Origin of the sequence: Confluentibacter sediminis (assembly GCF_003258355.1) — a bacterium.
GTDB classification, from domain to species: Bacteria; Bacteroidota; Bacteroidia; order Flavobacteriales; family Flavobacteriaceae; genus Confluentibacter; species Confluentibacter sediminis.
Map to the genome: position 1 here is coordinate 63,784 of NZ_QKPO01000007.1, position 11,610 is coordinate 75,393.

An 11,610-nucleotide genomic window follows, 5' to 3' on the forward strand; every position below is an offset into this window, starting at 1 on the left:
AAATTTTAAACTAGTTCTCGATACAATTCGCTTTTGGCGAATCACTCGAACTGACATTAGATAATGTTAACGGTTACCAAACGTCGTTTTAAACATATTAGTAAGCCGTTTCAATAACGATATTTCAGAATCATTGTAAGTATCTGCCAACGTGATTACTTTTAATTTTTCGGTAAACGATTCCAACGTTTCTGATTCTGTTTTTTTAATGCTGACCGTTTTTTCGGTATTGGGTAGCATGTCAAAATAATTATCAGAGAAATTATTACTAGAACCCGATGCTAAAAATACATTTTTCGCTAGTTTTTTGGTTTTTAATATGACTTCAAAATAGTCATTGGTTTCGGTTATGGTGTATATTAGCTCTGGTGTTGGGAGATTTAGGTTTTTAAAAGCAGTTAGATACCACGTGTTTTTAGTAATGATTTTGCCGTCTGTGGCATTTATCAATGCTGCATGTAATAAAACATTTGTAGAATCAACGATCCTTAAAAAGTCCTTTTTTGATAAACTTATGTATTTTTTTGATTGATTTTCTTCAACGACTATATCTTGCTCATGATGATTTAAAACGTTTCCCTCAAAATCAATGGCACTAACTTTTAATTGGGCATTTATTGGTTTTAGTGAATCTGAAACTACAAATACATCCATATTTCCGCCTTTATCTTCAAAACTGATTAAAAAATTTTCAAAAGATTTTTTTGCGGTATAATGCAAGGCTTTCCATTTTCCATAATAATCGATGCTAGACCAGGAAGCCACAGGCCAACAGTCGTTAATTTGCCAATACAAACTGCCCATGCAGCGGTCTCTGTTTAGTCTGTGTGCTTCTATGCCCACTTGTATGCCATGCGCTTGCAGCAACTGACTGACATATAAGAAATTTTCAAAATTTTTCGGGCGTTTGTAATAGCGAAGCATATAATCTTCAATGGTTTCGTTGCCGATGCTAGAGCGTTGGTGCGATTTCATAACATCGGAATATATGTTATGATCTTCAGGAAGCGTATATTTTTCTACCGTTGATAATTCTGGAAATGACTGAAAACCATATTCCGACATAAAACGAGGAATGGCTGTGTTGTATTTTTCAAAAGGTTCTTTCCCCCACCAAACCATCCAATAATGGGCATCGCCTTTTTCATGGGATTCTTTTTCGCCAAAATCACTTGCAGGTGAAGAGGGCCAATAAGGTCGTGTTGGGTCGTATTTAACAATAACTTCGGGTAGTATTTTATGGAAAATGTCTGCGTAGGCTTTCCAAATAGTATTTGCAACTTCTTTAGATTGTTCTGCAGTAACGTTTTGTTTCCAGCCCCAACTTTCCCATGCGGACAGAATTTCGTTATTTCCGCACCATAGTGCAATAGACGCATGATTTCTTAATCTTTTTACATTATCTATAGCTTCCTGTTTGACATTTTTTAGAAAAGCATCATCACCCGGAAACATGGCACAAGCAAACATAAAATCTTGCCAGACCAAGAGACCCATTTCATCACACATTTCGTAGAATTCATCATTCTCATAAATGCCGCCGCCCCAAACACGCAACATATTCATATTAGCGGTTTTAGCTGAAGACAAAATATGCTCGTAATTTGAGTTTTTTGTTCTAGGCAAAAAGATATCTTGTGGAATGTAGTTAGCACCTTTCATAAATACAGGAAAACCGTTGACTTTAAAATAAAAAGACGTTCCATATTTGTCAGGATCTCGAACTAATTCTATGGTTCGTAAGCCTATTTTATGTGATTTGGTATCTATATAGCCGTCAGAAGTCAGTCTAACTTCAACATGGTATAAAACTTGTTCGCCCATACCGTTTGGCCACCATAACTGCGGATTTTCAATTTCAAAAGGGATATTCAGATTGTTTTTTCCTCTTGTTAACTGTAAGTTAAGGGTTTTTATAGGCTCATTATTTACAACAATTTCAACAGTAGCTTTTTTGTCTTGAGAAGCAGTAACTTCAATGAAGGCAGACATATTAGCTTTGTCAGTAATATTATTTTGTTGAATAAAAACATCATCAATTTTATAATCATTCCAGCTTTTAAGAGTGATGGGTTTCCAGATGCCAGAAGTGACCAATCTTGGTCCCCAATCCCAACCAAAGTGATAACCTGCTTTTCTTGTAAAAATACTGACTTGTTTTTCGTTTTCTACTTGACCTATCTTAGCCAAATCATTATCCGATACTGATAGTTTATAACTCAGAGCATCATATTTTTTAATGCCTTTGTTTATGGAAGATTCAAATCTAATTCGCAAACTATTATCTCCAACGTTTAAAAATTCTTTAGCATCTAACTTATAGTTACGAAACATATTATCTGTTTCAAGTACTAATGAATCGTTTATATATATGTTGCTATAGGTATCGAGTCCCGAAAATTCTAATTGAATATGTTTTTTTGAAAGGTCTTTTTTTGAAAGTTTAAAAGATGTTTCATAATCCCAATCTTCTTTATCAATCCATTGTAAATCGTGTTCATTTAATCTGTAATAAGGGTCTTGAATTTTTCTACTATATAATAAATCGGTGTGAACAGTACCTGGAACGGTGGCGTGATTCCATAAAGTGTCTTTAGAATTTTTGAAATTCCAATGATCATTTAATTTAATTTCTGAAACAGAAGACACTTTACAGCTCAATATACAAGTAGTGATTAAAAAAGATAATAGTCCGTAATTTATTAATTTATGCCTGCATAATTTTTCAATACGTTGGTGGTTTAGGTTGGTTATTTAATTTAAGTGGTTAAACGAAAGTAATTCAAATTTATTCAAATAAACAAAAAAGACTGTTCTTTAAAAACAGTCTTTTTGAAAATTTATGTTGTATGTATTTTACAAGCTACAAACCAAAGGCTTCTTTTACTTTATCTAAATAATCTAGTTTTTCCCAGGTAAATAATTCAACATCTAGCGTTGTGGATTCGCCTGTAGGTTGTGTAAATGTTTTGGTAATGATTTCGTTTTTGCGTCCCATGTGTCCGTAAGCAGCCGTTTCACTATATATAGGGGAACGTAATTTTAATCGTTCTTCAATAGCAAATGGTCGCATATCAAAAATTTGAGATACTTTCTCAGCAATTTCGCCATCAGTCATATTAAAAGGGCAAGTGCCATACGTATTGATAAATATCCCCATAGGTTCTACTACACCAATGGCGTAGCTTACTTGTACTAAAATTTCATCAGCAACACCAGCAGCAACCAGATTTTTAGCAATATGGCGCGTTGCATAGGCTGCGCTTCTATCCACTTTACTTGGGTCTTTTCCAGAAAAAGCACCACCTCCATGTGCTCCTTTACCGCCATATGTGTCTACAATAATTTTACGACCGGTCAGCCCCGTATCACCATGTGGCCCGCCAATAACAAACTTACCCGTTGGGTTAATATGATACGTAATATCATCATTAAATAATGCTTGAATATCTTGAGGTAATTTAGCTTTTACTCTTGGTATTAAAATCTCAACAATGTCTTTTCTGATTTTTGTGAGCATGGTGTCATCATCTGCAAAATCATCATGTTGGGTTGATAGTACAATGGCATCAATACGTTGCGGCACATTGTCATCGCTATATTCAATAGTTACCTGACTTTTTGAATCGGGTCGTAAATACGTAATGTCTTTATGTTCTCTGCGTAATAAAGCAAGTTCTATCAGCAATCTATGAGATAAATCTAATGCTAAAGGCATGTAATTTTCGGTTTCGTTGGTGGCATAGCCAAACATCATGCCTTGATCGCCAGCGCCTTGTTGTTCTTTGGAAGCCCTGTCAACACCACGATTAATATCATCTGATTGTTCATGAATGGCCGATAATACACCACAAGAATTACCATCAAACATGTATTCACCTTTGGTGTAGCCAATTTTGTTTATGGTGTCTCTTGCTATTTTTTGAACATCTAAATAGGTATGTGACTTCACTTCGCCAGCTAAAAAAACTTGACCTGTAGTGACAAGAGTTTCACAAGCAACCTTTGAATCTTTATCAAATGCCAAAAAGTTATCAATTAAAGCATCACTAATTTGATCTGCTACTTTATCTGGATGTCCTTCAGAAACACTTTCTGAAGTAAATAAATAAGCCATAATATGTCTATATTTTATAGGTAGATTTGACGATAACGTCGCTAGGAGTTTTCACTGCCTTTAGCATTTTTATTTATATGCGATAAAATCACATATAAGAGGTTGCAATCAGTCAAATCTTTCCTCTAATTATTTATGTTTGCAAAAGTAAAAAAATAAAAGTAAAAGCAAATCGATTTTAATTTTTTATAAAAACATTAGGTTATTTATTTTTAATTCGAAATATTTGCAATGAAATGAGAAAACAAATTTTAAATATAGTTTCTATTATTGTCATTGTGATTATTTCACAACGATAGGGGGAGCGTATTTAATTATCATATAGATTTAAAGCCTTCCCTAAACGGAAGGTTTTTTTATGAAGAATTTTTTGATATTGGACATCATAAAATAAGTGAATTAAATATTTGATTTTAAGTAATTTAAATGTTTTTCGTTGACTGTGGATTTAACCAGGCATGGCTATGAGGTGTCATGTTAAAGCGGTAAAAATTTAATTTTGGAACTCATTTTAAATGATTGTTGAATTTTTAATGAAATTCTTAAAAATTTAAAATATTAGTAATTAACGAGTTATAGGGCTAAAATTTCTATAGATAATATGAAGGAACTTAATAAACATAGTAAAAGATTAACACAAGATGAATCTCAACCAGCATCTCAAGCCATGTTATATGCAGTAGGTTTGTCTGATGAGGATATGAATAAAGCACAAGTGGGTATTGCCAGTACGGGATATGATGGAAATCCGTGCAATATGCACTTAAATGGTTTAGCTGCTGAGGTGAAAATTGAGTGTAAAATAGCTGGTTTAGTTGGGTTAGGATTTAATACTATTGGCGTAAGTGATGGTATTTCTATGGGAACCTCGGGCATGAATTATTCATTGGCATCCCGCGATATTATCGCAGATTCTATAGAAACAGTTATGAATGCTCAAAGTTATGATGCACTTATCTCTGTGGTAGGCTGTGATAAAAATATGCCAGGAGCCGTTATGGCTATGTTGCGCTTAAACCGCCCATCAATTATGATGTATGGTGGAAGCATAGCTTCAGGAAAATATAAAGGAAGAAAATTGAATATTGTTTCAGCTTTTGAAGCTTTAGGGCAAAAAGTAGCTGGCGAAATAGATGAAGAAGAATATAAAGAAATTATAAAAAGTGCTATTCCAGGCGCAGGCGCTTGTGGTGGTATGTATACGGCAAATACTATGGCTTCCGCTATAGAATGTATGGGTTTTACATTGCCTTATAATTCTTCTATTCCAGCTGAAAACCCGAATAAATTATCGGAAGCTGAAAGAACCGCAATAGCCATCAAAAATCTTTTGGAATTAGACTTAAAACCTTTGGATATTATTTCTAAAAAATCTATTGAAAATGCGATGGCACTTGTAAATGCTCTTGGAGGTTCTACAAATGCGGTATTGCATTTCTTAGCCATTGCACATGCTGCGGATATTGAGTTTACATTAGAAGATTTCCAACGTGTAAGTGATAGAACGCCATTGATAGCAGATTTGAAACCTAGTGGAAAATATTTAATGGAAGATGTTCATGGTATCGGTGGTACACCTGCCGTTATGAAATATTTATTGGATAATGGTTATTTACACGGTGATTGTATGACCGTGACTGGAAAAACCTTGGCCGAAAATTTAAAAGATGTTGAGGCGCTTAAGTTTGAAGATGAGCAAGATGTTATTCATCCAAAAGAGAATCCTTTAAAATCTTCAGGAAACTTGCAAATTATTTATGGAAACTTGGCGACCGAGGGAGCTGTTGCAAAAATATCAGGAAACGAAGGGTTAGTATTTGAAGGTAAAGCAGTGGTTTATGATGGTGAGCAAGCTGCAAATACAGGGATTTCAAATGGTGAAGTGCAAAAAGGAGATGTTGTCGTCATTCGTTATGTGGGGCCTAAAGGTGGACCAGGAATGCCAGAAATGTTAAAGCCAACCTCTTTGATTATGGGTGCTGGGTTAGGAAAATCAGTAGCATTAATAACAGATGGTCGTTTTTCTGGAGGGACCCATGGTTTTGTTGTGGGACATATTACTCCAGAGGCACAATCTGGTGGTACCATAGCATTATTAAAAACGGGTGATAGAATTAAAATTAGCGCAGAAGATAATTCCATTAACGTATTAATTTCTGATGAAGAATTGGCGGAAAGAAAATCGAAATGGGTTGAACCACCGTTAAAACATAGTAAAGGTATATTATATAAATATGCAAAATCTGTATCATCAGCTTCAAAGGGTTGTGTTACTGATGCATTTTAAAAAAAAGCTTTGTCATTCCTGTCATCACAGGAATCTCATTAATTAAATATGAGACATATGAAAACACAAACAGAAAATAAAACACAAGAAGTGACAAGTAAAACGATAAGAATTGCTGGAAGCGAAGCTGTTGTAAGAAGTTTAATAGCCGAAGGCGTTGATATCCTTTATGGGTATCCGGGAGGAGCTATCATGCCAGTTTATGATGAATTATTTAAATTTAGAAATGAAATTCATCATGTTTTAACGAGGCACGAACAAGGTGCAGCGCATGCAGCACAAGGATTTGCACGTATTTCTGGTAGGGTTGGGGTTGCTATAGCGACATCGGGTCCAGGTGCCACAAATTTAATTACAGGCATTGCAGATGCTCAAATAGACTCTACACCCTTAGTTTGTATTACAGGTCAAGTCGCTTCACATCTGTTAGGTAGTGATGCCTTTCAAGAAACTGATATTGTCGGTATTTCAACTCCTGTTACTAAATGGAGTTGCCAAGTGACAAAAGCATCAGAAATCCCTGAAGTTTTAGCGAAAGCTTTTTATATCGCTAAAAGTGGTCGACCAGGTCCCGTACTTGTTGATATAACAAAAGATGCACAGTTTGGAGAATTAGATTTTGAATATAAAAAATGCACAGGTGTAAGAAGTTATATTCCTATACCGAAAACAAATCCAGAGGCTGTTAAAGCTGCAGCAGATTTAATAAACAGTGCTAAAAAACCGATGATTATTTGGGGTCAAGGTGTTATTCTTGGGAAAGCAGAAAATGAACTTAAAGCCGTTATTGAGAAAACGGGAATTCCTGCGGCATGGACCATTTTAGGGGCTTCTGCCATACCGACATCACACCCTTTAAATATTGGTATGGTGGGTATGCATGGTAATTATGCACCAAACAAGTTAACAAACGAATGTGATGTGCTTATTGCTATCGGTATGCGTTTTGATGACCGTGTAACAGGTAATTTAAGTACCTATGCTAAACAAGCTAAAATAGTTCATTTTGATATTGATCCTGCTGAAATTGATAAAAATGTAAAAACGGATGTTGCTGTTATTGGAGATTCCAAAGATAGTTTAGCACAATTGCTGCCATTATTAGATGTAAAATCTCATGAAGGTTGGTTGCAAGAGTTTAAAGATTTATATGATATTGAATTCGATAAAGTTATAAAAGACGATATCTATCCGACCAAAGAAGGTTTAACGATGGGTGAGGTGTTAAAACAAATAAATATTGAAAGCAAAGGAAATGCAGCCATCGTTTCAGATGTTGGTCAGCATCAAATGATTGCTTGTCGCTATTCAGAATTTAACCTTACCAAAAGCAATATTACGTCGGGTGGATTAGGGACTATGGGATTTGCGTTACCAGCAGCCATTGGTGCTAAAATGGCGGCTCCAGACAGAGAAGTGGTTGCCATTATTGGTGATGGTGGTTTTCAAATGAATATTCAAGAATTAGGGACCGTTTTTCAGCAAAAAGTACCGGTTAAAATTGTAGTTTTAAACAATGAATTTTTGGGTATGGTTCGCCAATGGCAACAGTTGTTTTTTGATAAACGTTATGCGTCTACAGAAATGACAAACCCAGATTTTGTAACCATTGCAAAAGGCTATTATATAGAAGCGAAACGTATTAGTAAGAGGGAAGAATTAGAAGGGGCCATTAAAGACATGATAGCGTCTAAAAACTCATATTTCTTAGAAGTTTGTGTAGAAAAAGAAGATAATGTATTCCCAATGATACCAACAGGAGCTTCTGTTTCAGATATCAGATTAAGTTAATTAAAGAAACAAGAATAGAGATAAAAGTCTTTTTTCCTTTCATCATATTCTCTAATATCTTTTTAAAAAATGAACGAAGAAATTAAATCATTCACCATATCGGTTTATACCGAAAATAATATTGGATTGCTCAATCGTATATCTGCGATTTTTCAGCGTAGACATATAAATATCGAAAGTTTAACAACATCGCAATCTGAAATTGAAAACGTAAACAGGTTTGTTATTGTTGTTAACATAACTGAAAGTCAGGCAAGCAAAGTTGTAAAACAAATTGAAAAGCAAGTAGAGGCATTACGGGCTTATTATCATACAGATGATGAGACCATATATACTGAATCTTGTATGTTTAAAATAAAATCTGATTTATTGTTTGAAGAGCCCCAAATTCAGAACATCATAAAAGATAGTAATGCAAGAATCGTCACTGTAAATAAAAAGTTTTTTGTGCTAGAAAAATCGGGTAGGCGTAATGAAATAGAATTATTAAGAAGAGAGCTCAATGTTTTCGGTATTATGCAATTTGTACGTTCTGGTCGAATTGCAGTTACTAAAGAAGAAATGAAAATAACAGAGATGCTAGCAGCATTTAATAACCAATAATAACACTATATAAACAACATAATTAAAAATGGGAAATTATTTTAACACACTATCGCTAAGAGATAAATTAGATCAATTGTCGAAGTGTCGATTTATGGAAACTGCAGAATTTGCAGATGGCGTAGAAGCATTAAAAGGTAAAAAAATTGTTATCGTAGGTTGTGGAGCACAAGGACTTAATCAAGGGTTGAATATGAGAGATTCTGGTTTAGATATTTCTTATGCACTGCGTGCTGAGGCAATTGCAGAGAAACGTAAGTCATTTTTAAACGCAACAGAAAATGGTTTTAATGTTGGAACTTATGAAGCATTAATTCCGACGGCCGATTTAGTTTTAAATTTAACTCCAGATAAACAACATACAAGTGTTATTAAAGCAATAATGCCTTTAATGAAAAAAGGAGCAACATTATCGTATTCTCACGGATTTAATATTGTTGAAGAAGGTACTCAAATACGTAAAGACTTAACCGTTATTATGGTGGCGCCTAAATGTCCTGGAACTGAAGTTAGGGAAGAATATAAAAGAGGTTTTGGTGTGCCAACGCTTATTGCTGTTCACGAAGAAAATGATCCGGAAGGAAAAGGTTGGGCGCAAGCGAAAGCTTATGCGGCTGCAACAGGTGGCGATAGAGCAGGTGTATTAGCATCTTCTTTTGTAGCAGAGGTGAAGTCTGATTTAATGGGAGAACAAACCATTCTTTGTGGATTGTTACAAACAGGTTCTATTCTTTGTTTCAATAAAATGATTGAAAAAGGAATCGATGCAGGATATGCTTCAAAATTAATTCAGTATGGTTGGGAAACTATTACAGAAGGTCTTAAGTATGGTGGTATTACCAATATGATGGATAGACTTTCTAACCCAGCAAAAATAAAAGCTTTTGAATTATCAGAAGAATTAAAAGATATCATGCGTCCATTATTCCAAAAACATATGGATGATATTATGGAAGGAACATTTTCTTCTGGTATGATGGCGGATTGGGCAAATAATGATAAAGATTTATTAGGTTGGAGAGCGGAAACAGCAGAGACAGCTTTTGAAAAAACACCTGCTGGAGATGTTGCAATTTCTGAACAAGAATATTATGATAATGGAGTGTTAATGGTTGCTATGGTAAGAGCAGGTGTAGAATTAGCGTTTGAAGCTATGACGGATTCTGGAATTATTGATGCTTCTGCATATTATGAATCTTTACATGAAACGCCTCTTATTGCAAATACTATTGCAAGAAGGAAATTATACGAAATGAATAGCGTTATCTCTGATACTGCGGAGTACGGATGTTATTTGTTCGATCACGCATGCAAACCTTTATTAGCAGATTTCATGAAGAAAATTGATACCGATGTTATTGGTAAAGCCTATGCTAAAGACAATGGGAAAGGGGTTGATAATGCTAAATTAATAGAGGTCAATGCAGCTTTAAGAAATCATCCTGTTGAAAAAATAGGAACCTTCTTAAGAGCTTCGATGAAAGCTATGAAACCAATAGTTTAATATAGAAGACTCGTTATATGAATAAGGAAAAGATCATATATTTTCCTAGTATTGAAAACATTAAAGTAGCTACCGATACCATCAAAAAGGTATCGGCAGTTACACCTTTAAGTCTTAGTGAAAGATATTCAAAACGGTACGAAGCAAATATTTTTTTAAAACGTGAAGATCTTCAACAAGTACGTTCTTATAAAATCAGAGGGGCCTATAATAAAATAAGTTCCTTAACAGAAGCAGAATCTAAAAATGGTGTGGTTTGTGCCAGTGCAGGCAATCATGCTCAAGGTTTTGCCCTTTCTTGTAAATTATTGAAAATAAAGGGGACTGTTTATATGCCAACGCCAACACCAAATCAAAAAATTGAACAGGTTAAAATGTTTGGTGAAGATTTTATAGAGATTAAATTGATTGGAGACACCTATGATGATGCCTATCATGCCTCTATGATAGAATGTGATGAGCTTCATAAAACATTCATCCACCCGTTTGATGATGAAAAAGTTATTGAAGGACAAGCAACTATTGGCTTGGAAATTCTAGAACAAGCAAAGGAGCCCATTGATTATGTGTTCATAGCAGTTGGAGGAGGTGGATTAGCGGCGGGTTTATCAACCGTTTTTAAAGCATTATCACCCAATACAAAAATAATAGGTGTAGAGCCAGAAGGAGCGCCTTCTATGTCGGTTTCAATAAAAAACAACAAAAATACAGAGCTTCAGCAGATTGAGAAATTTATTGATGGAGCTGCCGTAAAACGTGTTGGCGATCTTACATTTCCTATATGTAAGCAGAATTTGTATTCTATGACTACTGTCCCAGAAGGTAAAGTGTGCCAAACCATTTTAGAATTGTATAATAAAGATGCTATTGTTGTTGAGCCAGCAGGTGCATTGAGTATTTCTGCATTAGATTTTTATGCTGAAGACATAAAAGGTAAACATGTGGTCTGTGTAGTTAGTGGAAGTAACAATGATATCACCAGAACAGCTGAAATAAAAGAACGGGCTTTATTGTACGCCAATTTAAAACACTATTTTATTGTAAAGTTTCCGCAACGCGCCGGGGCGTTAAAAGAGTTTGTGGTTGATATTCTAGGGCCAACAGACGATATCACCCATTTTGAATATACCAAGAAAACAAATAGGGAAAATGGTGCTGCCTTGGTGGGTATTGAGCTCAAGTCTGCTAAGGATTTAGAACCATTAATAACTAAAATGAAACAAAGAAACTTTTTTGGAGACTATTTAAATAACAAACCAGACTTATTTCAGTTTTTAGTTTGATTTTATGCCTTTAAAATAATTTCCC

The 11,610-nt window shown here is 34.8% G+C and carries 7 protein-coding genes; 5 read left to right on the forward strand and 2 right to left on the reverse strand.

Going from position 1 to position 11,610, the window contains the following annotated elements:
* Positions 1–66: 66 nt before the first annotated feature.
* Both DKT72_RS07385 and metK read right to left on the reverse strand, forming a co-directional pair.
* Positions 67–2,661, reverse strand: coding sequence for a beta-mannosidase (locus DKT72_RS07385; RefSeq protein WP_235841637.1), 2,595 nt, complete (start codon positions 2,659–2,661; stop codon positions 67–69).
* Positions 2,662–2,863: 202 nt separating this feature from the next.
* On the reverse strand, positions 2,864–4,117 hold the full coding sequence (gene metK, locus DKT72_RS07390; protein WP_111308099.1) for a methionine adenosyltransferase: 1,254 nt from the start codon (positions 4,115–4,117) through the stop codon (positions 2,864–2,866).
* Positions 4,118–4,718: 601 nt separating this feature from the next.
* On the opposite strand from metK, the gene ilvD reads away from it, so the two are divergent.
* The 5 genes from ilvD to ilvA all read left to right on the forward strand — a co-directional run bounded on the left by ilvD (position 4,719) and on the right by ilvA (position 11,585).
* The gene (gene ilvD / locus DKT72_RS07395; protein ID WP_111308100.1) at positions 4,719–6,404 is read left to right on the forward strand and encodes a dihydroxy-acid dehydratase; all 1,686 of its coding nucleotides are present in this window, start codon (positions 4,719–4,721) and stop codon (positions 6,402–6,404) included.
* Between the two features lie 57 nt (positions 6,405–6,461).
* Positions 6,462–8,195: a biosynthetic-type acetolactate synthase large subunit gene (gene ilvB, locus DKT72_RS07400; RefSeq protein WP_111308237.1), complete on the forward strand. Its 1,734-nt coding sequence runs from the start codon at positions 6,462–6,464 to the stop codon at positions 8,193–8,195.
* A 69-nt stretch (positions 8,196–8,264) separates the two neighbouring features.
* Positions 8,265–8,798, forward strand: a complete 534-nt coding sequence (gene ilvN, locus DKT72_RS07405) for an acetolactate synthase small subunit (RefSeq protein ID WP_111308101.1) — start codon at positions 8,265–8,267, stop codon at positions 8,796–8,798.
* Between the two features lie 28 nt (positions 8,799–8,826).
* Entirely contained in the window at positions 8,827–10,302 is a 1,476-nt protein-coding gene (gene ilvC, locus DKT72_RS07410; RefSeq protein ID WP_111308102.1) for a ketol-acid reductoisomerase, read from the forward strand.
* A gap of 17 nt (positions 10,303–10,319) precedes the next feature.
* Positions 10,320–11,585 carry a threonine ammonia-lyase IlvA gene (gene ilvA / locus DKT72_RS07415; RefSeq protein ID WP_111308103.1) on the forward strand — a complete coding sequence of 422 codons (1,266 nt, stop codon included), beginning with the start codon at positions 10,320–10,322 and terminating at the stop codon, positions 11,583–11,585.
* The last annotated feature ends 25 nt before the right edge of the window (positions 11,586–11,610 follow it).

Coding starts and splice junctions, on each gene's coding strand:
- ilvA (WP_111308103.1), top strand. CDS start 10,320: ATGAATAAGGAAAAGATCATATATTTTCCTAGTATTGAAAACATTAAA.
- ilvC (WP_111308102.1), top strand. CDS start 8,827: ATGGGAAATTATTTTAACACACTATCGCTAAGAGATAAATTAGATCAA.
- ilvB (WP_111308237.1), top strand. CDS start 6,462: ATGAAAACACAAACAGAAAATAAAACACAAGAAGTGACAAGTAAAACG.
- ilvN (WP_111308101.1), top strand. CDS start 8,265: ATGAACGAAGAAATTAAATCATTCACCATATCGGTTTATACCGAAAAT.
- metK (WP_111308099.1), bottom strand. CDS start 4,117: ATGGCTTATTTATTTACTTCAGAAAGTGTTTCTGAAGGACATCCAGAT.
- ilvD (WP_111308100.1), top strand. CDS start 4,719: ATGAAGGAACTTAATAAACATAGTAAAAGATTAACACAAGATGAATCT.